Origin of the sequence: Leifsonia poae (assembly GCF_050632865.1) — a bacterium.
Classification (GTDB): Bacteria; Actinomycetota; Actinomycetes; order Actinomycetales; family Microbacteriaceae; genus Leifsonia; species Leifsonia poae_B.
Map to the genome: position 1 here is coordinate 19,217 of NZ_JBODSA010000002.1, position 25,577 is coordinate 44,793.

The following is a 25,577-nucleotide window of genomic DNA, read 5'->3' on the forward strand; positions in this document are numbered from 1 at the left end:
ACACCCACACTGTCGGTGGCTCTCGCTAGGTTGGACCGGTGACTGAGAAGACCTCACCCGTGACATCCGTCGACGTCGGCGACCTCGCCGCGCCCGCGGAAGCGGCAGCGCCCGTCCGTATCGCGCCGCGCGACCAGCGGGTGATCTGGCTGCTGCTCGCGGCCACGTTCGTCGTCATCCTCAACGAGACGATCATGACGGTCGCCATCCCGAAGCTGATGGACGACCTGCACGTCGACGCCCTCGCGGCGCAGTGGCTGTCCACGGCCTTCATGCTGACCATGGCGGTGGTCATCCCGATCACGGGCATCCTGCTGCAGCGGTTCTCGACCCGGCAGATGTTCATCGCCGCGATGTCGCTGTTCTCGCTCGGCACGCTCTCTGCCGCGCTCGCGCCGGGCTTCATCGTGCTCGTCGCCGCCCGTGTGATCCAGGCGTCCGGCACGGCGATCATGATCCCACTGCTGATGACCACGCTCATGACGCTGGTGCCGCCGGCGCTGCGCGGGCGGACCATGGGCAACGTCTCGATCGTGATCTCGGTCGCGCCGGCCATCGGCCCGACGATCTCGGGCCTCATCCTCAACTTCCTGGCCTGGCGGTGGATCTTCCTCATCGTGCTGCCGATCGCGCTGGTCATGCTGCTCGTCGGCATGCGCTTCGTCGAGAACGTGAGCGAGCCCAAGAAGGTCCGCATCGACGTGCTGTCGGTCATCCTGTCGGCGTTCGGCTTCGGCGGACTGGTCTACGGCCTCACGCTGTCCGGCGAGTCCGGCAGCTCGTCGTCGAGCCCGCTGATGCTGTGGGGCTCCCTGATCGTGGGCGTCGTCGGTCTGGCCGCGTTCATCACCCGCCAGCTGCTGCTGCAGCGGAAGGACCGCGCGCTGCTCGACCTGCGCACGTTCAAGTACCCCATCTTCACCGTGTCCATCGTGCTGATGGCGATCACCACGGCGTCGATGTTCGGCGTCATCATCGTGCTCCCGCTCTACCTCCAGCACGTGCTGCATCTGGACACCCTGGCGACCGGGCTCATCCTGCTTCCGGGCGGCCTCATCATGGGACTCGCGGCGCCGTTCGTCGGCCGGCTCTACGACCGGTTCGATCCGCGCGTGCTGGTCGTGCCAGGGTCCATCCTGGTGAGCCTTGTGCTGTGGGGACTGACGATGGTCACCGAGACGACGCCCGTCGGAATGGTGATCGCCGCGTACGTCACGCTGAGCCTCGGACTCGCGATGATGTTCACGCCGCTGTTCACCGCGGGCCTCGGTGCGGTGCCGCCGCACCTGTATTCGCACGGCAGCGCCATCCTGGGCACCATCCAGCAGGTGGGCGGCGCGGCCGGTACGGCACTGCTCATCGCGGTGCTGACACTGCAGTCGAACGTGCTCGCGGCGGGTGGGGCACCGGTGGACGCGGCACAGGCGGGCGGCATCCGGGCTGCGTTCTTCGCGGGCGCGATCATCTCGCTGTTCGGCGTGGTGGGGTCGTTCTTCGTCCGCAAGCCGGCCGATGTGCCGTCAGAGGTGGCGTTCGCGCACTGAGTAGGGAGTGCGCGTCAGTGGGGCGGGCGGTCCAGCGGCGTCCCTTCGCTAAAGGCTCTCGGTGGTACCGCGGGTGTCCAGCCAGCCGGCCCTGACGAGAACGTCCCGAGCGATCTCGGTGACGGTGCGGCCGTCGGTGGCGACTCGTAGGACGTGGTCCCCCGCGGCGTCGAGTTGCCGCGCCGCGCGAATGCTTCGGTCGATGTGTTCGCCGAGCGCACTGCCGATCTCCCGTTGTGCGAGGCGATGAGCTGCGGTCTTGTCGGTCGCCGTCAGGAGGACCGCGGTCGCGCGAGTCTCTGCGCCGAGCGCCGCGCTCAGCGCGGAGACCTGCAGAACGCTCACGGTGTTGGTGAAGATCAGGCGCGAGTATCCGATGGCTCGGTAGTTCCGCCACATCGCCGCGAGGTTCCGCTCTGCGAGGTCGACGCCGTCGCGCCACGGCTCGGGATACGCCTGGTCGAGGTTGTCGCCCTCGATCACCGCGTGGCGGACATCCGCGCGGGCCAGGATCCGGGAGGCCTCGGCGGCCACCGAGGACTTCCCCACTCCCGAGCGGCCGCCGATGACGATGACGTCCGTCGGGGTGTCAGTCTGCATCTGCTCATCCTGTCGCATCGCGCGCCCGCGGCCCATTGCGGCCAGCGCCTCTGGCAGCCACAGCGCGGCGGCGGCAGAATGGGGCAACCGCACCTCGAGGAGGCACCGTGTCCGTGATCCGTACACCCGAGCCGTCGGAGGCGACCGGCGAGGTCGCCGCGCTCTACGCCGAGGACATCGACGACCTCGGCTACGTCCCCGACTACACCCGGGTGATGGCCGTCAACCCGGAAGCGGTGCGCGCGTTCGAGAACCTGGTGCGCGCGATCGTCTCCCAGCTCGGCAAGCGACGGTACGAGCTCGTGACACTGGCCGCCGCGCAGGCCCTGCACTCCCAGCACTGCCGCCTCGCCCACGGCCGCAAGACGCTCACGATCATGGACGAGGACGAACTGATCGCGATCGCACGCGACTACCACGACGCCGACCTCAGCGAGGCCGAGGTCGCCATGATGGACTACGCCGCCCGCGTCGCCACCGACTCCGTCTCCCTCACCGACGAGGACACCCTGCGGCTCCGCGAGCTGGGCTACACCGACCGCGAGATCGTCGACATCACTCTGGCCGCTGCGGCGCGCAGCTGCTACAGCCGGTCCATCCAGGCGCTCGGGGCCGGTGTCGAGGTGCCGCCGGGGCTCAGCGATCGGCTGCGCGACGCCCTGCTGGTGGCGCCGCTGTGAGAGACAGCACCCGCTCCCGGGCCCTGGCGGCGCTGCAGGGCCTGGCGCTCGGCGACGCCCTCGGAATGCCCACGCAGTCCCTCTCCCGCGAACAGATCGCCGCCGACCACGGGCGGATCCGCGGACTCGTCGCGGCCGGACCGCACCAGCAGATCGCTGCCGGGATGCCCGCCGGCTCGATCACCGACGACACCGAGCAGGCCGTGCTGCTGGCGCGGCTGCTCATCGACGGCGACGGCACCGTACGGCCCGGGGTCCTCGCCGCCGAACTCCTCGCCTGGGAGCGGGCGATGGAGGCGCGCGGCTCGCTCGACCTGCTCGGCCCGAGCACCCGGGCGGCCCTCCAGCGGCTCCAGGACGGCATGCCGCCCGAGGAGGCGGGTCGCTTCGGCGCGACGAACGGGGCCGCCATGCGGATCACCCCGGTCGGGATCGCCGTGCCGGTCGAACCGCTCGGCGGCTTCGTCGACGCGGTCGTCCAGGTCAGCTCGCTCACCCACAACACCGGGCTCGGGATCGCCGGCGCGGCCGCGGTCGGCGCGGCGGTGAGCGCGGGCCTCGACGGTGCGGACGCGCCGGAAGCGCTGGATGTGGCGGTCGCCGCCGCGCGCGAGGGCGCCGGTCGCGGCCATTGGGTCGCGGGCGGGGACATCGCGTCGCGGCTGGAGTGGGCCATCCCGTACCTGCTCGACCTCGCACCGCGCGAACAGGATGACGCCCTCGTCGGGGTCGTGGGGACGTCGGTCGCCGCGCAGGAGTCGGTGGTCGCGGCGCTCGCCCTCGTCGCCCTGGCGGTGGCCGGCACGGGCTCGTCGCACCGCGACCGGCCGGCCGACGACGGGATCGGGGCGCGACGCAACGGGATCGGCGCCTCGGCCGCGCCGGACGGCGACGCCGCCTGGGACGCGCTGTGCCGCGCCGCGTCGCTCGGCGGGGACACCGACACGATCGCCGCGATGGCCGGCGCCGTCCTCGGCGCGACCGGCGCCACGGACTGGCCGCGCACGGCGGTGGAGACCATCCGCCGGGTCAACGCACTGGAACTGGAGCCGCTGGTGGACGGCCTGCTCCGCGTGAGGGGACGACATGGCTGACGGACGGGTCATCTTCACCGGGACGGTCGTCGTCGACCTCGTCCTCCGCGTCGGCGCGCTCCCCGAGCGCGGCGGCGACGTGCTGGCGGAGTCGTCCGGAATGTCCGCCGGCGGCGGCTTCAACGTGATGTCCGCCGCCGCACGGGACGGCGCCGAGGTGCTGTTCGCCGGGCGGTCCGGAACGGGCCCGCTCGGCGAGGTCGTCGGCGAGGCCCTGTGGGCCGAGGGCATCGCGGTCGCCACGCCGCCCATCGAGACGGTCGACAACGGGTACTGCGTCGTCCTCGTCGACGACGACGCGGAGCGGACCTTCGTCACGGTCCCCGGCGCCGAAGGGATGCTGACGCGCACCGACCTGGACCGCATCCATCCCCGCGCCGGCGACGTCGTCTACGTCTCGGGCTACAGCCTGGCGCACCCCACCTCGGGCCCCGCCGTCGCCGGCTGGCTGACCGAGCTCCCCGCGGCGGATGCGATCGTGGTGTTCGACCCGTCCCCGCTGGTGGGGACGCTCGACCGCGACCTCCTCGAGGCGGTCCTCGCGCGCACCGACGTGCTGAGTGCGAACGCGCGGGAGGCCCGCGTCCTGCGCGCCCACGCGCATCCCGCGCCCGCCGCCGGCGCCCTGCGCGGGATGCTGCGGGAGGGCGGCGTCGCGGTGGTCCGCGACGGCGCGTCCGGCTGCTGGGTCGCCACGGGCGATCCGGCGCCCGGACACCTTCCGGCGTTCCCGGTGACGGCGGTCGACACGACGGGCGCGGGCGACGCGTTCGGCGGCGTCCTCGCCGCGGCGTTCGCTCGCGGACTGAGCCCCATGGACGCGGCCCTCCGCGCGAACGCGGCCGCAGCGCTGGCGGTCACCCGGCGCGGTCCCGCCACCGCGCCGACGGCCGCCGAGACCGACACCCTCCTAGCCTCGCACCGCACCGGCGCGTGACACTGGAACCGTGATCACCGTCAAGCGCATCTACGACCCGGCGGCTCCCGAGGACGGCTACCGCATCCTCGTCGACCGCCTCTGGCCGCGCGGTGTCAGCAAGGAACGCGCCCACCTCGACCTCTGGCTGAAGGAGGTCGCGCCGTCGACCGAGCTGCGTCGCTGGTTCCACCACGACGCGAGCGCCGAGGCCGAGGTCTTCGACGAGTTCCGTACGCGCTACGAGCACGAGCTCGACAGCAACCCCGCGGTCGACCAGCTGAGAGAGCTGGCGAAGACGCATCCGCGCATCACCCTGCTCGTCGGCGCTCGTGACCCGGAGCTGGACCACGGGAAGGTGCTCGAGGACTACCTCGAGCACCATCCGTGAGCGGCGCCAGCGATCACCCGGCGAGCGCCAGCCGCTCCGCCTCCTCGGCGTCGCGCGCATCCACGAGGTACCGCGCATACGCCGGGATGGTGAGGAAGGTCGGGAAGTCCTCCGCCAGCACCACTTCGCGCAGCACGTCGGCGGCGTCCGCGAAGCGCGAGCCGTCCGTCTCCCGGGACTCCAGCTCCTCGTCGATCAGCCGGGCGACCGCCTCCGCGTCCACGGTCGCGCCGTCGACGGTGACCACCCGGTTCTCGATCCACTGCCGCAGCAGCGACCGCGAGATCTCCGCCGTGGCCGCGTCCTCCATCAGCCCGTCGATCGCGACGGCGCCCGTGCCGCGCAGCCACGCTTCGATGTAGCGCAGCGCGACGGAGACGTTCGACCGCACCCCGGCATCCGTCACGGTCGCATCCGCCGAGCCGACGTCGAGCAGATCGGCGGCCGTGACCATGACGTCGTCCCGCTGCCGCGCCAGCTGGTTGGGCCGGTCCCCCAGCACCGCGTCGAACTCGGCGAGCGCCGTCGGGATGAGGTCCGGATGTGCGACCCAGGTCCCGTCGAAGCCGTCGCCGGCCTCCCGGCGCTTGTCGTCCGCGACCTTCGCGAGCGCCCGCTCGGTCGCCTCCGGGTCGCGCCGGTTCGGGATGGACGCGCTCATCCCGCCGATCGCGTGCGCGCCCCGGCGGTGGCAGGTCGCGACCAGCAGCTCCGTGTAGGCGCGCATGAACGGGACCGTCATCGTGATGCGGTCGCGGTCGCCGAACGCGAACCGTCGCCCGCGGCCCTGGAAGGTCTTGATCATCGAGAAGATGTAGTCCCAGCGGCCCGCGTTGAGGCCGGCGCAGTGGTCGCGCAGCTCGAACAGGATCTCCTCCATCTCGAACGCCGCCGGGATGGTCTCGATGAGCACGGTCGCGCGGATCGTCCCGACGGGCATCCCGATGCGCTGCTGCGCGAAGACGAAGATGTCGTCCCACAGCCGCGCCTCGAGATGCGACTCCAGCTTCGGCAGGTAGAAGTACGGGCCGCGTCCCGCATCCACGAGCGCCTGCGCGTTGTGCCAGAAGTACAGGCCGAAGTCGGTGAGGGAGGCGCTGGCGGGCGCCGTGCGCCCGGCCCGGTCGGTGAAGGCGAGGTGCTTCTCGACCAGGTGCCAGCCGCGCGGACGCATGACGATGGTCGGCGTGTGCTCGAACGGCGTGGTGACCCGGTAGTCCTTGCCCTCCGGGCTCGTGAACGCGAGGTCTCCGCGCGCGGCGTCGAACAGGGTCGCCTGGCCGCCGACGATGTTGCCCCAGGTCGGGCTGGTCGCGTCCTCGAGGTCGGCGAGCCAGACGCGGGCGCCCGAGTTGAGCGCGTTGATCGCCATCTTGGGGTCGGTCGGGCCGGTGATCTCGACTCGGCGGTCCTCGAGGCCGGGGCCGGCGCCGGCGACGCGCCAGTCGTCGTCCTCGCGGATGGCGGCCGTGGTGCTCAGGAAGCGCGGGTCGCGTCCGTTGCCGGCCTCCGTGCGGCGGCGCTGCCGTTCGGCGAGCAGTTCCTGCCGCCGTCCGGCGAAGGTCTGGTGCAGGTGGTCGACGAAGGCGATGGCCTCCGGGGAGAGGATGCGGTCGGCGCCGTCGATGCGGGGGCCGGTGATCTCGATCATGATGATGTCTCCTTCGGTCGGTTCAGAACTGGTGCTCTTCGGTGGAGCCGACCAGGGCGAGCGTCGCGCTGTCGGGGTTGAGCGCGGTCGCGATCCGGTCGAAGTAGCCGGTGCCGACCTCCCGCTGGTGGCGGGTGGCGGTGTAGCCGTCGGCCTCGGAGGCGAATTCCGCCTCCTGCAGGTCGACGTAGGCGCTCATGTGCCGGGTGGAGTAGTCCCGGGCGAGCGTGAACATGGAGTGGTTGAGGGCGTGGAAGCCGGCCAGGGTGATGAACTGGAAGGCGTACCCCATCGCCGCGAGCTCGCGCTGGAACCGGGCGATGGTGTCGTCGTCGAGGTGGGATCGCCAGTTGAACGACGGCGAGCAGTTGTAGGCGAGCTTCTTGCCGGGGAACTGGGCGTGGACGGCCTCGGCGAACCGGCGCGCGAGCTCCAGGTCGGGCTCGGCGGACTCGACCCACAGCAGGTCGGCGTAGGGCGCGTAGGCGAGGCCGCGGGCGATGACCGGCTCGATGCCGTTCTGCACCTCGTAGAAGCCTTCGGCGGTGCGCGTCCCGGTCACGAAGGGGCGGTCGCGTTCGTCGTGGTCGCTGGTCAGCAGGGTCGCGGCGAGCGCATCCGTACGGGCGATCACGATGGTCGGGACGCCCGCGACGTCGGCGGCCAGGCGGGCGGCGTTGAGGGTGCGGATGTGCTGGCCGGTCGGGATGAGCACCTTGCCGCCCATGTGTCCGCACTTCTTCTCGCTGGCGAGCTGGTCCTCCCAGTGGACGCCCGCGGCGCCCGCCTGGATCATCGAGTGCATGAGCTCGTAGGCGTTGAGCGGGCCGCCGAAGCCGGCCTCGGCGTCGGCGACGATCGGCGCCATCCAGTCGGCGACCCGGCCGTCGGTGCCCTCCACCTGCCCGGCCCGCAGCAGCGCGTTGTTGATGCGGCGCACGACGGCGGGCACGGAGTTGGCCGGGTAGAGGCTCTGGTCGGGATACGTCTGGCCGGCCAGGTTGGCGTCGGCGGCGACCTGCCAGCCGGACAGGTAGATCGCCTCGAGCCCGGCACGCACCTGCTGCACGGCCTGGTTGCCGGTGAGGGCGCCGAGGGCGGCGACCCAGCGCGGGTCGTCGGATGTGCTGTCGCGTTGGATCAGCTCCCACAGCCGCTCGGCGCCGCGGCGGGCGAGCGTCTGCTCCTCGCGGACCGGGCCGCGCAGCGCGACGACGTCGGCGGCGGTGAAGTCGCGGCGGATGCCGGACCAGCGCGGGTCCGCGTCCCACTCGAGCTGCAGCTCGGCGGCGGTCTGGGTCGTGTCGCCGGGGCGGTGTGTCTTCGTCATCGGAGCCTCCATCGGTCGTGTCGGATGACTCGATCCTTCGCCCGCCGCAACCCGCCGTGAGCGGATCCATCGACAGAAATCCGGCCGTTCTTCTGTTTGCCAGAACTTCGCCCGGGTGTCAGCATGGCCACCATGACCGTCATCGACGACGTGCAGGACGACCGCCCCGAAGCCGACGCGCTCACCCTCGGGCGGCGCGTCCGCGCGTTCCGCCAGCGGCGCGGGATGACCCTGGAGGCTCTGGCCGCCGCCGTGGACCGCGCGCCGTCGCAGGTGTCCACGATCGAGAACGGCAACCGCGAGCCGCGGCTCGCCCTGCTGCGCGCGATCGCGTCAGCGCTGGAGGTGAGCGTCGACGACCTGCTCGCTCCCGAGCCTCCGGATGAGCGCGCGGCCCTCGAGATCGCCGTCGAGCGCGCGCAGCGCGGGCCGGTGTTCGCCGCGCTCGGGATCGAGCCGACCCGGGTCGGGCGGACCGTCCCCGACGCGACGTTGCGCGCCATCCTGGGGCTGCACCAGGAGGTGGAGCGGCTGCACCGCGAGCGTGCGGCCACGCCCGAGGAGGCGCGCCGGGCGAACGCCGAGCTGCGCGCGACCATGCGCGCGCGCGACAACCACTTCCCCGAGCTCGAGGCGATCGCCGGGGAGCTGCTGGCGGCCGTCGGGCACACCGGTGGGCCGGTGTCCCATCAGACCGTGACCGACATGGCGGACCATCTCGGATACTCGCTGCACTACGTCGGCGACCTGCCGCACTCCACCCGCTCGGTGACCGACCGGCGCAACGGGCGCATCTACCTGCCGACTGAGCAGTCGGCGTCGCGGGATTCGCGCTCCCCCATCCTGCAGGCGTTCGCCTCGCACCTGCTCGGGCACGACGAGCCGAGAAACTACGCCGATTTTCTGCGGCAGCGGGTCGAGACCAACTACCTCACCGCGGCGCTGCTGCTGCCGGAGAAGGACGCGGTCGCGTTCCTCACCGAGGCGAAGAACTTCCGCCGCATCTCGATGGAGGACCTGCGCGACGCCTTCGCGGTCTCGTACGAGACGGCGGCGCACCGGTTCACCAACCTCGCGACCGCCCGGCTCGGCATCCCGGTGCACTTCATGAAGGTGCACGAGTCGGGCACGATCATCAAGGCGTACGAGAACGACGCGGTGGTGTTCCCGTCGGATGCGCTCGGCGCGGTCGAGGGGACGCCGGTGTGCCGCAGCTGGACCGCGCGCACGGTGTTCGACGTCGCGGACCGGTTCAGCCCCTACTACCAGTACACGGACACGCCGAGCGGCACGTTCTGGTGCACCTCCCGGGTCGAGAAGGCCAAGGAGGGCGACTACTCGGTCAGCGTCGGCGTGCCCTTCGCGCACGTGAAGTGGTTCCGCGGGCGGGAGACGCCCAACCGCACCGTGTCGCGCTGCCCCGACGAGTCGTGCTGCCGCCGTCCGCCGGGCACCCTGGCCGAGCGCTGGGAAGGCCAGGCGTGGCCCGCCGCCCGCACGCCCACATCCCTCCTGGCGGCGCTGCCCACCGGCACCTTCCCCGGCGTCGACCCCACCGAGGTCTACGCCTTCCTCGACCGCCACGCACCGCCGACGGCTTGAGCCGCACGGCTGCGCTAACATTCGGCTGTGCGTGACCGAGTTCACCCACAGAGGGAGAACCGGTGAAGCGCCCCCATCGCCTCGTGTTCGCTGCCGCCCTGCTGGCCGTCGTCGGCGGCCTTGCCGTCGCGACACCCGCCGCCGCGGATTCGAGCCTCGTCGTCCACGGCACCATCAGCCTGGGCGACTCGTCCCATCCGGCGGCAGCCGGGGAGGCGCGAGTAAGCCTGGTGGCCACCTACCTCAGCACGGAAGTCGACACGATCGGGAGCCCGGTCCTGACCGACGCCTCCGGACACTACTCCGTGACGGCGCCGCTCCCACTCTCGCAGGCACACGTCGAGCTACGTGTGGAGTATCTGGGCGCGGGTGGCTACCAGTCGGTCTACGGGAACCGAACGCGGTACGTCGGCCTCCCCGGCGAGGGCGATGATCTGCTTGTGCCGTCCGCGGCCGATGTCTCCTTCGATCAGACACTTCCCCTGCCGACGACGATCACCGGCAGAATCGTGACCACTGCAGGCGCGGCGGCGCAGCAAGGCACTCTGACAGCGGAACGCTCGGACACCTGGCAGTGGTTCAGCGCACGCGCTGACACCGCGCCGAACGTGAGGTCGCTGGCGGACGGCACATACGCTATCAGCGGTCTGCTCCCTGGCGCGTACTCGGTGACGTTCCAGGCATCCGGGACGTCATGGAGCGGCGGGTCCCCCGTCCCCTGGACGCTCCAGACCAAGCCGTTCGCGGTAGATACGACCAGCGCATCCAAGACCGCGCCCGACCAGGTGGCCTACGGAATGGCCGAGATCACAGGGAGTTTCCCGTGCTCGCGGTGCTCCGCCGCGTCCGGGTCGATCATCCAGGAGTCGCAATTGCTCCAGGTGCAGCCGGACGGTTCCGAGACCGTCATCGAACGCAAAGCGGACTACATCGGCAACTACGGCTCTTACACCTTCAGCGTGTTCCCCGGCACGTACCGCGTCATGGAGTACATCGGCGGTCAGCCGGCGGCAGGTGCGTTCCGGTCGGATCCCATCACCCTCGGCGAATACGGTTTCGCGTCGCCCACGACGGCACTCACTCTCCCCTCGACCACGCGACTGGCCGGCGCGGATCGTTACGCGACGGCCGCCACGATCTCCGCCAACACCCTCTCGCCCTCGTCCGAGTACGCTCCCGGCGTCGGTACCGTCTTCGTCGCGAGCGGCCAGAACTTCCCCGACGCACTCTCCTCGGTGCCCGTAGCCGGTTCGCTGGGCGCGCCGCTCCTGTTGGTCCCGCAAGGATTCGTCCCCGCGTCGATCGACGCGGAGCTCACCCGCCTTCGACCCGGCCGGATCGTCATCGTGGGCGGCACCGCGTCCGTGTCGGACAGCGTCGCGCGCAGCCTCGCCCACTACGTCGCATCCCCGGCCGACGTGATCAGGGTCGCCGGGAGCGACCGCTTCGCCACCTCCCGTGCCCTGATGGAGTTCGGGTTCCCGACTGGCTCGAAGACCGTTCTTCTCGCGTCCGGCTTCGGCTTTCCCGACGCCCTTTCCGCCGGGGCGGCGGCGACCTCGAAGCACGCCGGCGTGCTGCTCGTCGACGGCCGCGGCACGGCGCCCGACCCGGCGACTCTGGAAGAGCTGAAGCGTACGGGAGTGACGAAGGTCGAGATCGTCGGCGGTCCTGCCGCGATCTCCTCGCAATACGAGGCTGCGCTGGCCCGCATCCCTGGTCTCTCGGTGGGACGGGTGTCGGGGCCTGACCGATTCTCGACGTCGGTGGCCATCACCAAGGATGCCTTTCCCGGACTGGACGGGGCGCAGACGTACGCTGTGGGCGCGTTCCACCCCCGCGACAGCGCCGTCATCGCCTCGGGCCTGAACTTCCCGGACGCTCTTGCCGGGGCGGCGCTCGCTGGGCGGATGGGGGCACCGTTGCTCATCGCGACACAGTCCTGCCTCCCGCCGGACGCGCTGCAAGCAATGGAGAACGTCGGCGTCAAGACGGCCGTCCTCATCGGCGGCATCAACTCGCTCGCGTCGAGTCTGGACACGCTGAGCACCTGCGGCTGACGCGGCGCGCTACTGCTCGGCGATGACAGCCGCGATGTCGCGGAAGAGGCCGGTGAGGACATTTGATTCGGTGCCGTCGCCCGCCCCGAACGCCCAGGCCCCGAGGTGCGAGAGCGCGTCGACCCGGGAGCCCGCATCGTCCGCGAGGAAGCCCAGCTCTACCGTCCCTGCTCCGTAGCCCATGAAGCTGCGGCGGTAGAGCCTCCCGCCGGCCGGGCCGAGCTCGTACACTCGCAGGTCTTTCGAACGCCGCACCGCCGCACGCATGATGCGTTCCAGGTCGCCGACCGGCACCGGGTACACCTCCGAGCGGTCGACGCGCGCGGGCCGCCCCACGCCGCTCATCCACGAGCCCGCGCTCAGCCAGCCGCCGCCGCTCGCGCCCCTGGTTCCGAAAGTCGCCACGCCCCGACCCTAACCCCGCCCCGCCTTCGTGCGAACTCGACGGCGCGGGGTCGGGGGGCGGGGCGGGGTCGGGGAGGCGAGCTATTCGAGGGCGAGGAGGCGGAGGGCGACGCCGTAGGGGGCGAGGTCGAGCGTGGGGGCGGGGGTGCCGTCGAGCGCTCGGAGCTCGCCGCCGGCGGGCACCTCGGGGGTCACGGTGACGGGCGTCTCGTGCTGGGAGACGAAGACCGCGAAGCGGCGGCCGTCGTCGTGCACGAGGGTGTCGGTGAACACGCGCGGGTCGTCGAGGCGCACGTCGCGCTCCACGTCCGCGACCGCGGCGAGCGCGTCGTACAGCCGCCAGGTCTGCTCGGGGTTCACGCGGCCCTGCTCCGCGGCGAAGAACTCGAGCGGATAGGCGCACAGCACCGCGCGTCCTGCCCCGTGGTCCTGCACCACGATCGCCGGACGGCCGTGCGCGTCCACAGCGACCACGCGTCCGGAGGTGGCGCGCACGGGCAGGTACGTCCGCCCGTTCCGGTTGCCCGCCGCCGCGAACGACAACTCGGTCCCCGCGGCGAGCGGCCCGAAGTCCTCCGTGAACCGCAGCACCACCGTGTCGTCGGTCACGGGTTCCGCGAGACCGTACGCCGAATCCATCCCGACCCCGAACAGCTCCTCGGTGTGCGCCCACCACGGCCCGCGCTGCACGCCGCTCGACCCGTGCGAGTACGACGCGTAGACCGTCGCGCCGTCGCGGGCGAGCCCGATCAGCTGCTCCCACGACGTCGCGCACAGCTGCTTGACCGACGGCAGCAGGTACAGTCCGTAGCCCGCTGGCAGGCCGCCGTCCGCCTTCTCACGGACCACGGCGACCGGGATGTGCGCCTCATGCGCCGCGACATACGCCTGCTCGCCGGTGGCCACGATGTGCGCCCGCTCGTCCTCGTTGGTGAACGGGTAATCCTCCGCGAGATGCGACGGCACGACGAGGGCCGCATCCACCGCCGCTCGCCGCACCGACGGCAGGTCGATCGCCGCCAGATCCGCCGCGAAGGCCGCCAGCTCGCGTAGCGGCGGCTTGGGGTTCCCGTGGCGGTCGGTGATGCCGAAGTGCATCTCGAACGGATGGTGCGAGTACGGACGCTGATCGGCCAGGTCGTCGTAGTCGGTGTTGTTCCACGCGATCCAGCCGGTCGCCCCGGCCAGCAGCGTCGAGTACAGCAGCTGCCGGTAGTAGGACGCGGCGCCCGCGTCCGACACGAAGTCACTGGTGAGCCCGAACTCCTCCATGATCACCGGCAGTCCGTGCGTCGCCGCCAGCTCGGCGATGAACGCGGCCTTGAGGTGCTGACGGATCTGGTCCGTCTCCATCCGGTAGACGTGCGGACCGATGAAGTCGGTGCACTCGGCCAGGTCGCGCACCGAGAAGCCGTTGTCGTGGCCGGTCGTCTCGATGCCCCAGGCGCCGTCGCCGACCGCGACCGGTTGCGTCCCGCCGCCCGCGCGCACCGCATCCACCAGGAGCGACGCCCACGCGTCCACGATGGGACGCGGCGCCTCGCCGCCGTAGATCGGCATCTCGTTGGTCAGCAGCCAGCCGGCGACGGCGGGATGCGACGCGAACCGCGCCGTCAGCTCTCGCACGTACCAGGCCTGCCGGCCGACGAACCAGACGTCGCGGTACAGGTCGCGGCCCTCCCGCCACACCGGGTCCCAGTTCTCGCCCGACATGTGGCCGACCAGGAACGTCGGCACCGTCGTCATCCCGACCTCGCTGTGCGCATCGAGGAAGTCGGCGAAGTTGGCCATGCACTGCTCGTCGAGCGAGTCCGGGGTCGGGTGGAAGTCCGGCCAGTAGAAGAAGGAGCGCGTCATGTTCAGGCCGTGCTCGGCGAGCACCCGCAGCTCCTCGCGGACGAGGCCCGCGTCGTACCGCGTCCACATGAGCGGACCTCCGCTGCGCGACCAGAAGTTGGCCCCCAGCCACACCACGGGCGCGTCGCCGACCGTGAGGACCGGCGACGGACGATCCGAGCTCACTTGACCGCGCCGGCCGTCAGCCCTGCCACGAAGTTGCGCTGCAGCAGCAGGAACGCGACCACGATCGGGATGGACACCACCAGCGACGCCGCCATGATCTGGTTCCAGTAGACGTTCGTCTGCGTCGAGTAGAGCTGCAGGCCGACCGCGAGAGTCCTGTTCTCATCCGTCGTCATCACGGAGGCGAACAGCACCTCGCCCCAACTGGTCATGAACGAGTAGATCGCCACGGCGATGAGACCGGGACGCGCGGCCGGGATGACCACGTGCCACAGCGCGCCCAGCGGGCCCGATCCGTCCACCTTCGCAGCCTCGTCGAGCTCGTGCGGGATGTTGTCGAAGTAGCCGGCGAGCATCCAGATCGAGAACGGCAGCACGAACGTGAAGTACGTGATGATGAGGCCCCAGCGGGTGCCGACCAGCTGGATGCCGGTGGCCTGATTGATGTTCACGAAGATGAGGAACAGCGGCAACAGGAACAGCACGCCGGGGAACATCTGCGTCGACAGCACGGTCGTGGTGAAGACGTTGCGGCCCTTGAACCGGTACCGCGACACCGCGTAGGCGGCGAACACGGCGATCACCAGCGAGATCAGGGTCGCGGCGCTCGAGACGATGAGGCTGTTCACGAAGTAGGACGCCAGCGGCACGGTCGACCACATGTCGATGAACGGCTGGAAGGTGATCGTCTGCGGCCACCACGTGAAGGCGGCCTGGACCTCCGACAGCGGCTTCACCGACGACGTGACCATCACGTACAGCGGAACCACCGTGAACACCGTCAGGACGGCGATGGTCACCCAGCGGAAGACGTGGGAAGAGCGGGTCTCACGCATTGCGGTTCCTCCGGTTGACGACGAGCAGGTAGGCGCCGGTGACGATCAGCAGGAACAGCAGCAACAGGACGCTCATCGCGGCTCCCGAGCCGAAGTTCCAGGTCAGGAACGACGCGTTGTAGATGTGGAAGGAGATCAGGTCGCCCGCCGCGGGTTGGGCTGTGCTTCCGAACAGGACGTACGGCGTGTTGAAGTCGTTGAACGTCCACAGGAACATGACCACCAGCAGCACCGCGTTCACCGGCCGGAGCATCGGCAGGGTGATCGAGCGCCACTGGCGGAAGGGCTTGGCGCCGTCCACCGCGGAGGCCTCGTACACCTCCGACGGGACCGACTGCAGCCCGGCCATGAGCATCAGGAAGGCGAACGGCCACAGTCGCCAGATCGCCACGATGACGATCGACCAGAAGGCGTTGCCGCCGATCAGCCAGAACGGCTTGTCGCCGGGGAGGCCGAGGTTGTCGAACAGGAAGTGGTTGATCGCGCCCGTGTCCTTCTGGAACATGAACTTCCAGGTGATGATGCCGGCGTAGAGCGGCAGCGCGTAGGGCACGAGGAACAGGGTGCGGAAGAACGCGCGCCCCCGGAACCGCTCCTGCAGGGCGACGGCCGCGGCCATCCCGAGCACCCAGGAGAGGCCGACGACGAGGATGGTGAAGCCCACCGTCACGAAGAACGACTGGAGCAGCCCCTTGCCGACGGATCCGGAGAAGTCGAGCGCGACGGCGTAGTTCTTGAGGCCGACGAACGGCGCCTCGCCCCAGTTGGCGATGTAGAACTTGGTGAGCTGGAGGAAGCTGATCCAGATGCCGGTCAGCATCGGGACCACGTGGATGAGCAGTTCGAAGATGATCGCCGGGGCGAGCAGGACGAACGGCAGCCACCATCCCTTCGGGCGGCGGCGCTTCGGCTTTGGCGGTGCGGCCGCGGCCGGCACCGTGACGGCGGGGCCGCGGACGTCTGTCGTCGTCGACATGGGTCTCCTTACAGGTGTGGCTGACCGCCGGGCGGGACGCGTGCGTCACGCCCCGCCCGGCGAGCGATGTTTCGGCGGATCAGCCGCCCAGGGACTGCTTGACCTGGTCCTGCGCGTTCTGCATCGCCGACTTGATGTCGGACTCGGAGACCGTGCTGCCGGTGGCGATCTTGGCGAACATGTCGTTCATCGCCTTGCCGACGGTGTTCTCGAACTGGTCCTCGGCCGGCACCAGCGGCAGCGGCTTGGACATGTCGTTGTAGATCTTCTGGAAGGTCGCGGCCTCATCGGCGTTGTCCGTGAAGGTCGGCTTGACGCCGTCGAGCACCGGGAGCGTCGCGTACGGCTTCGCCAGCTTGCTCTGGGTGGACTCGCTCGTCATGTACTTGACGAACTTGAGCGCCGCATCCTTGTTCTTCGTGTTCTTGAAGATCGACAGGTTGATACCGGCCGGGAACGTCGCGATCTGCTTGGCACCCGCGGGAGCCGGGAAGGGCACGACGCCGTACTGGTCGCTCTTCATGCCGTTGGACACGATGGAGGCGTCGGCGTTGTTCTGGCTGAGGATCATCCCGACCTTGCCGGTGGCGAAGTCGTTGACCGCCTGCACGCCGTTGTCGTACTGGGCGTTCGAGGTGTTGACGACCTTGTCGGTCTGCATCAGGTCGAGGTAGCGCTTGATGCCCTGGACGTTCGCCGTGCTGGTGAACGTCGGGTTGCCCTTGCTGTCGAACCACTCGCCGCCGTTCTGCGACGCGTTGATGAAGGCGAAGTGGACGTTCTCGGTGTAGCTGCCGGCCGCGAGCGAGAAGCCGTAGGTGGTGCCGTTGGTCAGCTTCTTGGCGTCGCTGACCAGCTCCTCCCAGTTGGTCGGCGGCTGGATGCCGGCGTCGCTGAACATCTTCTTGTTGTAGTAGAGGCCGTAGGCGAGTCCGTACAGCGGGACGCTGGTGACGGGCTTGCCCTCGGCGCCGCCGGTCTTGAGCGCGGTCGGGACGAACTTGTCGCTGCCGCCGATCGCTTTCATGTTGGCGTCGTCGTACGGGAGGAAGGCGCCGGTCGCCTGCAGCGAGGCGGCCCACGTGTTGCCGATGTTGAGCACATCCGGGCCCTGGCCCGAGGTGACGGCGGTCTGGATGCGCGTCTGCAGGTCGTTCCAGCCGATGACTTCGAGCTTCACCTTGACCCCGGTCTGCTTGGTGAACTCGTCGAGCACAGGCGTCAGCACCTGCTTGTCGTTGTCGAGGCTGGTCCCCTGGTTGCTGGCCCAGTAGGTGATGGTCGACCCGCTGGCCGAACCGCCGGATCCCGAGCTGCTGCAGCCCGCGACCACGAGCGAGACCGCAGCGGCGACGGCGGCCGCGACGATGGCGCGTTTCCTCATTGTGACTCCTTCGTCTCTTGATGGGGGCGCTGCCGGCCGGTGCGAGAACCGGGCCGCAGGGCGCCAGGGGAAGCCTAACTTAACCGGTTCATCTGTCAAGCGGGACTTCACCTCGTCCGAGGGTATACCGATCCGTCCGCCGTTCCAGGGCGTGTCGATAACGCTTCGGACTCGGTCAGCGTGCGGCGGGTTGGGCGGCGTGGAGGCTGGTGGCTCGCGGGACCAGCTTGCTGGGATGCGCGCGGCGGTCGAACGACGGCGTGCCGTTGAGCTGGTCGAGCAGAAGCCGCGTGGAGCGGCGGCCCTGCTCCTCCGGGTAGCGGTTGAGCGCGGTGATGGGCCGCGTCCCGAGACGGCAGAGCAGCGAGTCGTCCCAGCTGACGATCGCGACATCCTCGCGTCCGGCTCGGAGCAGCGCGGCCTGCGCGCCGAGGGCGAGCAGGTCGTTCGAGGTGAGCACGGCCGTGATCGACGGGTCGTCCCGCAGCGCCTCGGCGGCCAGCCGCTCCCCCGCCTCCATCGTGTAGTCGGACGCCGCGAACGAGAACTCGATCTCGCGCTCCCGGCCGCGCGCGCCGACCGCGTCGCGGCGGTCCAGCTCGTGCTCGAACTCGGCGGGACCGGCGATGTGCAGCGCCCGCCGGTGACCGAGCGACGCCAGGTGGTCGACCAGGAGGGTCGCATCCGACCGCGCGTCGTACAGCAGCACCTTCCCCGGCGCGATCGCCTCGCGGTTGCCGTGCAGCACGAACGCCAGCCCGAGGTCGTCGAGCAGCGCGGGGCGCGGGTCGTGGAAGGTCAGGTCGAAGAGCATGACGCCGTCCACCCGCGCCTCGGCGCTCCAGCGGCGGTAGGCGGCGACCTCCTGCCCGGTGTCGGCGCCCACCATCCGCAGCAGTAGCGACTGGCCGGTCTCCGCCAGCTCCGACTCCACTCCGGCGAGCAGGCTCATGTAGTACGGCTCGGCGCCGAGCAGGGCTGGATCGCGGCGCAGCACGATGCCGATCGTGTCCGACCGGGCCCGGGACAGGGCGCGCGCGGAGGACGAGGGATGCCATCCCAGCTGCTCGGCGAGCGCCAGCACCCGCTCGCGCGTCTCATCGCTGACGCCGGGCAGACCGTTGAGGGCGTACGACACGGAGGCCTTCGACAGTCCCAGCCGCTCGGCCAGTCCTGCGATGGTCACGCGTCCCGCTCCGTTGCTCACGCGCGCCTCCCTTCATCGTGCGCGGCCAAGACTACTTCCTCGTCCGTCCTCCGCATCCCGCGGGTTCGCTGCGAAGCCGCTCATCCCTCCGGACGGTTTGGCCGGGCGGCCGACGATCTTGCGACGATCGGCGGCGGGCGCTTCCGGCAGAATGACGGCGTGAGCCCCACCCGGACCAGCACCGTGTTCGAGCGCTTCCCACCCGCCGAGGCGGTGGTGCGGCACGCGCTCGCGCCCAGCCGCCAGGCGGTGTTCTGGACCGAGGACGCCCCCGGCGACCCGTACCCGCGGCTCCGTGGTGACCTCGGCTGCGACCTCGCGGTCGTCGGCGGCGGCTACACCGGGCTGTGGACGGCGCTGCTGGCGAAGCGCGAGGACCCGGACGCCCACGTCGTCGTGCTGGAGGGGCGCCGGATCGGCTGGGCCGCCTCCGGCCGCAACGGCGGCTTCTGCGAGGCGAGCCTGACGCACGGCGACGAGAACGGGCGCACCCGCTGGCCCGGCGAGTTCGACGAACTCCAGCGGCTCGGGATGCGGAACCTCGACGAGATCGAGGCCACCGTCGCCGAACTCCGGCTGGACGCGGAGTTCGAGCGCAACGGCGCCCTGGATGTGGCGACAGAGGAGTACCAGGTCGCGGACCTGCTCTCGGCGGCGGGACCGGATGCGGACTTCCTCGACCGCGACGCCGTGCAGGCGCTCGTGCACTCCCCCACGTACGAGGCCGGGCTGCTGCGTCACCGGGACTCGGCGCTCGTCCACCCCGCCAAGCTCGCCCGGGCGCTGGCGCGCGCCTGCGTGGACGCGGGCGTCGAGATCTTCGAGCACAGCCCCGTCGAGAGCATCGGCGACGGCACGGTGCTCGAGACGCCGACCGGCACCCTGCGGTCGAAGCGCACGGCGCTGGCGACCAACGTCTTCCCCAGCCTGCTGCGGCGCAACCGGCTCGCGACGGTCCCCGTGTACGACTACGTGCTGATGACCGAACCGCTCAGCGCCTCCCAGCTGGCCTCGATCGGCTGGGAGGGACGCTTCGGCATCGGCGACTCGGCCAACCAGTTCCACTACTACCGGCTGACCGCCGACGACCGCATCCTGTTCGGCGGCTACGACGCGGTGTACCACTACGGCGGACGGGTGCGGACGGAGTACGAGGACCGGCCGGCGACCTTCCATCGGCTGGCGAGCCACTTCTTCACGACGTTCCCGCAGCTGGAGGGGCTGACCTTCACCCACCGCTGGGCCGGCGCGATCGACACGTGCAGCCGGTTCTGCGCGTTCTTCGGCTCGGCGCGTCAGGGCACGGTCGCGTACGCCGCCGGCTACACCGGGCTCGGGGTCGCGGCCACGCACTTCGGCGCGCAGGTGATGCTGGACCTGCTGGCCGGCCGCACGACCGAGCGCACCTCGCTCGAGATGGTGCGGACGCGTCCCCTCCCCTTCCCGCCGGAGCCCGCCGCGTCCCTCGGCATCAACCTCACCCGCTGGTCCCTGGACGCCGCCGACCATCGCGCCGGCCACCGCAACGCCTTCCTCCGCACCCTCGACGCCGTCGGCCTCGGCTTCGACTCCTGACCCAGGCTCTTCTTGACGCAACACGCCGCAATGCGTGCCCGCCGCACGGCGTGTCCCGTCAACCAGAGCGTCCATAGGACGCAACGCGCCGTTACGCGGACGCGATAACGGCGTGTCACGACCCATGGATGTGGATGCTGCACTCCGCCCCCACCTACTGGTCCCAACACGCCGTTACGGCACCGGCCATAACGGCGAGTCGGGCCGACCAGGTGCACCTTGGGACGCAACACGCCGCTATCCGCTCCGCATAACGGCGTGTCACGACCCATGGATGTGGATGCTGCAGCCCGCATCCACCTACTGGTCCCAACACGCCGTTACGGCACCCGCCATAGGGGCGGGTCGGGCCGACCAGGTGCGCCGATGGGACGCAACGCGCCGTTACGCGCGAGCCATGGCGGCGCGTTGCGACCCATAGAGGTGGATGCTGCACCCTGCATCCACCTACTGGTCCCGACACGCCGTTACGGCACCGGCCATAACGGCGAGTCGGGCCGACCAGGTGCGCCGACGGGACCGGCTGGTTGACGCGACGCGCCGTGATGCGTGCCTGCGGCACGGCGTGTTGCGTCAACCAGAGGGCGGGGTGGGGCGCCGCGCGAGCACGGCGGCGTGCAGGGCGGCGACGGTCTCGCCGTCGTCGAGGTCCATCCCGAGCAGTTCCTCGATGAGGGCGATGCGCTGGTAGAACACCGACCGGGACAGGTGGCTCGCCGCCGCCGCGCGCGTCCGGTTGCCGGGGTGGCTGAGGTACGCGCGCAGCACCTCCACCAGGTCGCCGCCGGTGGCGAGGTCGTACTCGATGAGCGGCCGCAGCAGGTGCTCGGTGTGCTCCAGCATCCGCGGGTCGTTGCCGAGGGCGTTGACCAGCCGGAGCAGCGGCCGGTGCTGGACGCGCTGGATGACGACCCCGCGCCCGAGTCGAGCGTCCGGCCGGGCGGCGGCGCCGGCGGCCAGCTCGACCGCCTCCTCCAGCGACGAGAGCAGCCCGGTGATCCCGCGCGCCTCCGACCCGACGGCGACGACGGCCGCCGGGTCGTCGAGTCGTGCCGACCCCGCCGCATCCGCCAGCGACGAGAACAGCGCATCCGTCAGCGTCCGCCCCGGGCGCGCCGACACCGCGACGACCAGCACCCCCGCCTGCTCGGGATACCGTCCCGCGACCGCGTCCGCCCCGGCCGCCCGCGCCGCCTCCACGACCCGCGGCGCCGCCGACACCGGCAGCGTCCCCGACCGCAGACGCAGCGCTGCCCCGGCGACGGTCCGCCCGCCCACCGGGAACCCCGCCGCCTCGAACCGCGCGGTCACGCCGCCCTCACCCGCGAACCGCCGCCCGAGCAGCGCCGTGAGCAGCGCGTCGTGGCTGCGCCGCGTCCACTCGTCGTCGTCGCGGTCGGACAGCCGGCTCAGCGCGAGCGCTACCGCCGCCTGCTCCAGCACGTTCGACCGGCCGGCGGGGTGCGGCTCGCCCGGCAGCGCGACCAGGTGCCCCCAGCGCATGCCGCGCGCCTCGACCGGCACGATCGTCCACGTTCCGTCGCCGGCCCGGTGCGCGGCGCGCGACCGCTGCTCCCAGTCGGCGAGCTCCGCCTCCTCCCCGCCCGGTCGCCCGCATCGAGGCCGGCGGCGGCGACAACGCGGTGGCCGGTGTCCTCGAGCACCACCGGCGAGCCGAGCACCCGCGCCGCCTGCTCCACGATGAAGTCGGCCGGACTCCCGCGCAGGCTGAGGTCAGTGAAGAGCGCGTGGATGTCGTCCCGCGCCCGCAGCGCACCCATCTGCTCGGCGATGATCCGGGAGTGGACGGCCTCCGTGATCGCGACGAACCGCGCCTCCCGGTGCAGCACCGCAAAGGGCAGCCCGGCGGTCCGGAACTCCTCGACCAGCGCCGCCGGCGCGACCGGCATCGGCGGCCCGAGCTCCAGAACGACGCCCGCGACATCCGCCTCGATGAGCACGCGCCCGAGCCGCCGCAGCGCCGCCTCGTCGGACGGCCAGCCGACCCCGGTCGCGAGCAGCAGCTCGCCGCCCGACCCGAGCCGTGCGGCCTCCGCCGTCTCGGCGACGTGCACCCAGCGGACCGGCGCGTCCAGCCGATCTCGCCCGGTCAGCACCTCCGGCAGCGCACGGGCGACGGGCTCCATCCGCAGCACCTCCCGCACCGTCGGCAGCACGGCCGAGTGCGCAGGCGTCACCGCCACGGCCGCCTCCGGACGAACTGTGCGGCCCGCCTGCGGGTCCCGACGATCTGGCATCGCTGTCCACGCCTCCGCTCTGTGATCATTGGGATGAAAGCCTACTGTCATCCCCGGGCAGAACGTCCGGGACGATCCACCTGGAGGACCCCCGTGGCCCTGATCCGACACTTCATCGCGGGCGCCGAGGCCCCCGCCGACGGCAGCCGTCCCGACCGCACCGGTCCCGTCTACAACCCGGCCACCGGCGAGCGCCAGCACGACGTCGCGCTGGCCGACACCGCCCAGACCGAGGCCGCGATCGCCGCCGCGAAGGCCGCCTTTCCGGCCTGGCGCGCCACCAGCCTGACCAAGCGCGCGGACGTGATGTTCCGCCTCCGCCACCTCCTCACCGAGCGCCGCGACGAGCTCGCCGCGATCGTGACCAGCGAGCACGGCAAGGTGCTCTCCGACGCCGCGGGCGAAATCGGCCGGGGCCTCGAGAACGTGGAGTTCGCTTCCGGCCTCATCGACAAGCTCAAGGGCGAGTACAGCGAGCAGGTCTCCACCGGCATCGACGTGCACAGCGTCAAGCAGCCCGTCGGCGTCGTCGGCTGCATCACGCCGTTCAACTTCCCGGTCATGGTGCCGCTGTGGATGGTCGCGAGCGCCATCGCGTGCGGCAACACCGTGGTCCTCAAGCCCAGCGAGAAGGACCCGAGCGCATCCGTCTACCTGGCGAAGCTGTTCCGCGAGGCGGGACTGCCCGACGGCGTGCTCAACGTCGTGCACGGCGACAAGGAGGCGGTGGATGCGATCCTCGACTCCCCCGACGTCGCCGCGGTGAGCTTCGTCGGCTCCACCCCGATCGCCCGCTCGATCTACCAGCGCGCGAGCGCCAGCGGCAAGCGTGTCCAGGCCCTCGGCGGCGCCAAGAACCACATGGTCGTGCTGGAGGACGCGGACATCGACGCCGCCGCCGACGCCGCGGTCTCGGCCGCGTACGGGTCGGCCGGCGAGCGCTGCATGGCCGTGAGCGTGGTCGTCGCGGTCGGCGACGTAGGCGACCGGCTGGTGCCGGCCATCCACTCGCGCCTCGACGCGCTGAAGATCGGCGCAGGAACCGACGCCGCCAGCGAGATGGGCCCGCTGATCACCGGCGAGCACCGCGACAAGGTCGCCTCCTACGTGACCGGCGCCGCGGCCGAGGGCGCGACGGTCGTCGCCGACGGCACGCAGCGCGACTTCGACGGCGGCGGCTTCTTCGTCGGCGTCAGCCTGCTCGACCACGTCACGCCCGGGATGAAGGCGTACGACGACGAGATCTTCGGCCCGGTCCTCAGCGTGGTCCGCGTCGACACCTACGAGGAGGCGGTCGAGCTGATCAACGCCAACCCGTACGGCAACGGCGTCGCGCTGTTCACCCGCGACGGCGGCGCGGCGCGCCGCTTCGAGTTCGAGGTCGAGGTCGGCATGGTCGGCATCAACGTGCCCATCCCGGTGCCGGTCGGCGCATACTCGTTCGGCGGCTGGAAGAACTCCCTGTTCGGCGACTCGCACATCTACGGACCGGAGTCGTTCCACTTCTACACGCGCAGCAAGGTCGTGACGACGCGCTGGCCCGACCCGGTGCACTCCCGCATCGAGCTCGCGTTCCCGGGCAACTCCTGATCGACGGCGAAGCGAAGGCACGAGCATGACCGACACCATCCCCACCACCGCCCCTGCCCGCACCGGCTACACCGACCGGCACGGCATCGCGCATCCCTTCGGCGATGCCGCGGCCGAGCAGCAGGTGCGCAGCGACGACCGCGGCCACGTGTTCCACTCGTGGAGCGCGCAGGCGAAGATCGACCCGCTGCCGATCGCGGCGGGTGAGGGCTCGACGTTCTGGGACTACGAGGGCAACGCGTACCTCGACTTCAGCTCCCAGCTGGTCAACCTGAACCTCGGGCACCAGCATCCGGACCTCATCGCGGCCATCCAGCAGCAGGCGGGTCGCCTGGCGACCGTGCAGCCCTCGATGGCCAACGACGTGCGCGGCGAGCTCGCGCGCCGGATCGCCGAGGTCGCCCCCGGGACGCTGAACAAGGTGTTCTTCACCAACGGCGGGGCCGACGCCAACGAGTACGCGGTCCGCCTCGCCCGCCGGGTGACCGGCCGGCGCAAGGTGCTGTCGATGTACCGCTCGTACCACGGCGGCACCGCGACCGCGATCTCGCTCACGGGCGACCCGCGCCGCTGGGCGAACGAGCCGAGCGACGGATCCGTCGCCCACTTCTTCGGCCCCTACCCTTACCGCTCGGCGTTCCACTCAGCGACGCCGGAGGAGGAGACGCAGCGCGCGCTGGAGCACCTGGAGAACGTCATCGTGCTCGAGGGCGCGGCGACCGTCGCGGCGATCATCATCGAGACGATCGTCGGCACGAACGGCCTCCTGGTCCCGCCGCCCGGGTACCTCGCCGGCGTGCGCGAGCTGTGCGACAGGTACGGGATCGTCTACATCGCCGACGAGGTGATGGTCGGCTTCGGCCGGGTCGGCGAGTGGTTCGCGGTGGACGCGTTCGACGTCGTCCCCGACCTCATCACCTTCGCGAAGGGCGTCAACTCGGGATACGTCCCGCTGGGCGGCGTCGTCATCTCGGACGCGATCGCGTCGTTCTTCGACGACGTGGCGTTCCAGGGCGGCCTGACGTACTCCGGGCACCCGCTCGCGTGCGCCGCGGGGGTCGCGACGTTCGAGGTCTTCGAGCGGGACGGCATCCTGGAGCGGGTGCGCGACCTGGGCTCGCGGGTTGTGGAGCCGGAGATCACCTCGTGGCTTTCGCGGCATCCATCGCTCGGAGAGGTGCGCGGCCGCGGCCTGTTCTGGGCGCTGGAGCTGGTGCGCGACCGCGAGACGCATGAGCCGCTGGTGCCGTTCAACGCGGCCGGTGCGGACGCTGCGCCGATGGCCGAGGTCGCCGCCGCGTGCAAGGCCGCAGGGGTGTGGCCGTTCACGCACTTCAACCGCGTCCACATCGCGCCGCCGCTGGTCATCTCCGAGGACGACCTCCGCCGCGGCCTCGCCGCCATCGACCAGGCCCTCACCGTCGCCGACCGCTACGCCCGCTGACCCGGCAGCCGT

General features: G+C 71.0%; 21 protein-coding genes. 10 read left to right on the forward strand and 11 right to left on the reverse strand.

Annotated elements, in window-relative coordinates:
• Positions 1-59 precede the first annotated feature (59 nt).
• Positions 60-1,544, forward strand: a complete 1,485-nt coding sequence (locus ACRAWB_RS07275; RefSeq protein ID WP_431353156.1) for an MDR family MFS transporter — start codon at positions 60-62, stop codon at positions 1,542-1,544.
• Between the two features lie 48 nt (positions 1,545-1,592).
• On the opposite strand, the gene ACRAWB_RS07280 is transcribed toward ACRAWB_RS07275, so the two are convergent.
• The gene (locus tag ACRAWB_RS07280; protein WP_431352741.1) at positions 1,593-2,144 is read right to left on the reverse strand and encodes an adenylyl-sulfate kinase; all 552 of its coding nucleotides are present in this window, start codon (positions 2,142-2,144) and stop codon (positions 1,593-1,595) included.
• Positions 2,145-2,251: 107 nt separating this feature from the next.
• Between ACRAWB_RS07280 and ACRAWB_RS07285 the strand changes: the two genes are divergently transcribed.
• The 4 genes from ACRAWB_RS07285 to ACRAWB_RS07300 are packed head-to-tail and all read left to right on the forward strand — an operon-like array spanning position 2,252 to position 5,225.
• The gene (locus ACRAWB_RS07285; protein WP_431352742.1) at positions 2,252-2,824 is read left to right on the forward strand and encodes a peroxidase-related enzyme; all 573 of its coding nucleotides are present in this window, start codon (positions 2,252-2,254) and stop codon (positions 2,822-2,824) included.
• The gene (locus ACRAWB_RS07290; RefSeq protein ID WP_431352743.1) at positions 2,821-3,918 is read left to right on the forward strand and encodes an ADP-ribosylglycohydrolase family protein; all 1,098 of its coding nucleotides are present in this window, start codon (positions 2,821-2,823) and stop codon (positions 3,916-3,918) included. The genes ACRAWB_RS07285 and ACRAWB_RS07290 overlap by 4 nt, the downstream gene beginning before the upstream one ends.
• Entirely contained in the window at positions 3,911-4,855 is a 945-nt protein-coding gene (locus ACRAWB_RS07295; protein ID WP_431352744.1) for a PfkB family carbohydrate kinase, read from the forward strand. The genes ACRAWB_RS07290 and ACRAWB_RS07295 overlap by 8 nt, the downstream gene beginning before the upstream one ends.
• Before the next feature lie 10 nt (positions 4,856-4,865).
• Entirely contained in the window at positions 4,866-5,225 is a 360-nt protein-coding gene (locus ACRAWB_RS07300; RefSeq protein WP_431352745.1) for a DUF488 domain-containing protein, read from the forward strand.
• A gap of 13 nt (positions 5,226-5,238) precedes the next feature.
• Here the strand turns inward: ACRAWB_RS07300 and aceB are convergent, their stop codons facing one another.
• Positions 5,239-6,876: a malate synthase A gene (aceB, locus tag ACRAWB_RS07305; protein ID WP_431352746.1), complete on the reverse strand. Its 1,638-nt coding sequence runs from the start codon at positions 6,874-6,876 to the stop codon at positions 5,239-5,241.
• A 22-nt stretch (positions 6,877-6,898) separates the two neighbouring features.
• Positions 6,899-8,206 carry an isocitrate lyase gene (gene aceA / locus ACRAWB_RS07310; RefSeq protein WP_431352747.1) on the reverse strand — a complete coding sequence of 436 codons (1,308 nt, stop codon included), beginning with the start codon at positions 8,204-8,206 and terminating at the stop codon, positions 6,899-6,901.
• Between the two features lie 123 nt (positions 8,207-8,329).
• Between aceA and ACRAWB_RS07315 the strand changes: the two genes are divergently transcribed.
• Positions 8,330-9,808 (forward strand): helix-turn-helix domain-containing protein, encoded by a 1,479-nt coding sequence (locus ACRAWB_RS07315; RefSeq protein WP_431352748.1) that lies wholly within the window; start codon positions 8,330-8,332, stop codon positions 9,806-9,808.
• 62 nt (positions 9,809-9,870) lie between these two features.
• Positions 9,871-11,868, forward strand: a complete 1,998-nt coding sequence (locus tag ACRAWB_RS07320; RefSeq protein ID WP_431352749.1) for a cell wall-binding repeat-containing protein — start codon at positions 9,871-9,873, stop codon at positions 11,866-11,868.
• Between the two features lie 9 nt (positions 11,869-11,877).
• Here ACRAWB_RS07320 and ACRAWB_RS07325 read toward each other — a convergent pair whose 3' ends face one another.
• The 6 genes from ACRAWB_RS07325 to ACRAWB_RS07350 form a co-directional block, all read right to left on the reverse strand.
• Positions 11,878-12,273, reverse strand: a complete 396-nt coding sequence (locus tag ACRAWB_RS07325) for a hypothetical protein (protein ID WP_431352750.1) — start codon at positions 12,271-12,273, stop codon at positions 11,878-11,880.
• An 81-nt stretch (positions 12,274-12,354) separates the two neighbouring features.
• Complete coding sequence (locus tag ACRAWB_RS07330) at positions 12,355-14,295, reverse strand: cellulase family glycosylhydrolase (RefSeq protein ID WP_431352751.1); 1,941 nt, start codon at positions 14,293-14,295, stop codon at positions 12,355-12,357.
• Positions 14,292-15,131, reverse strand: a complete 840-nt coding sequence (locus tag ACRAWB_RS07335) for a carbohydrate ABC transporter permease (RefSeq protein WP_431352752.1) — start codon at positions 15,129-15,131, stop codon at positions 14,292-14,294. Before ACRAWB_RS07335 ends, ACRAWB_RS07330 begins: the two co-directional genes overlap by 4 nt.
• Entirely contained in the window at positions 15,124-16,107 is a 984-nt protein-coding gene (locus ACRAWB_RS07340; protein WP_431352753.1) for a carbohydrate ABC transporter permease, read from the reverse strand. Before ACRAWB_RS07340 ends, ACRAWB_RS07335 begins: the two co-directional genes overlap by 8 nt.
• Before the next feature lie 79 nt (positions 16,108-16,186).
• Entirely contained in the window at positions 16,187-17,491 is a 1,305-nt protein-coding gene (locus ACRAWB_RS07345) for an ABC transporter substrate-binding protein (protein ID WP_431352754.1), read from the reverse strand.
• Positions 17,492-17,666: 175 nt separating this feature from the next.
• Complete coding sequence (locus tag ACRAWB_RS07350) at positions 17,667-18,698, reverse strand: LacI family DNA-binding transcriptional regulator (protein WP_431352755.1); 1,032 nt, start codon at positions 18,696-18,698, stop codon at positions 17,667-17,669.
• A 159-nt stretch (positions 18,699-18,857) separates the two neighbouring features.
• Between ACRAWB_RS07350 and ACRAWB_RS07355 the strand changes: the two genes are divergently transcribed.
• Positions 18,858-20,273 carry an NAD(P)/FAD-dependent oxidoreductase gene (locus ACRAWB_RS07355; protein WP_431352756.1) on the forward strand — a complete coding sequence of 472 codons (1,416 nt, stop codon included), beginning with the start codon at positions 18,858-18,860 and terminating at the stop codon, positions 20,271-20,273.
• A gap of 573 nt (positions 20,274-20,846) precedes the next feature.
• Here ACRAWB_RS07355 and ACRAWB_RS07360 read toward each other — a convergent pair.
• Together ACRAWB_RS07360 and ACRAWB_RS07365 are read right to left on the reverse strand one after the other, a co-directional pair.
• Positions 20,847-21,776 carry a PucR family transcriptional regulator gene (locus ACRAWB_RS07360; protein ID WP_431352757.1) on the reverse strand — a complete coding sequence of 310 codons (930 nt, stop codon included), beginning with the start codon at positions 21,774-21,776 and terminating at the stop codon, positions 20,847-20,849.
• A complete protein-coding gene (locus tag ACRAWB_RS07365; RefSeq protein ID WP_431352758.1) occupies positions 21,695-22,531 on the reverse strand; it encodes a PucR family transcriptional regulator ligand-binding domain-containing protein in 837 nt (278 codons plus the stop codon). Before ACRAWB_RS07365 ends, ACRAWB_RS07360 begins: the two co-directional genes overlap by 82 nt.
• A gap of 93 nt (positions 22,532-22,624) precedes the next feature.
• On the opposite strand from ACRAWB_RS07365, the gene ACRAWB_RS07370 reads away from it, so the two are divergent.
• Together ACRAWB_RS07370 and ACRAWB_RS07375 are read left to right on the forward strand one after the other, a co-directional pair.
• Positions 22,625-24,121, forward strand: coding sequence for a CoA-acylating methylmalonate-semialdehyde dehydrogenase (locus ACRAWB_RS07370; protein WP_431352759.1), 1,497 nt, complete (start codon positions 22,625-22,627; stop codon positions 24,119-24,121).
• A gap of 25 nt (positions 24,122-24,146) precedes the next feature.
• Positions 24,147-25,565, forward strand: coding sequence for an aspartate aminotransferase family protein (locus tag ACRAWB_RS07375; protein WP_431352760.1), 1,419 nt, complete (start codon positions 24,147-24,149; stop codon positions 25,563-25,565).
• The last annotated feature ends 12 nt before the right edge of the window (positions 25,566-25,577 follow it).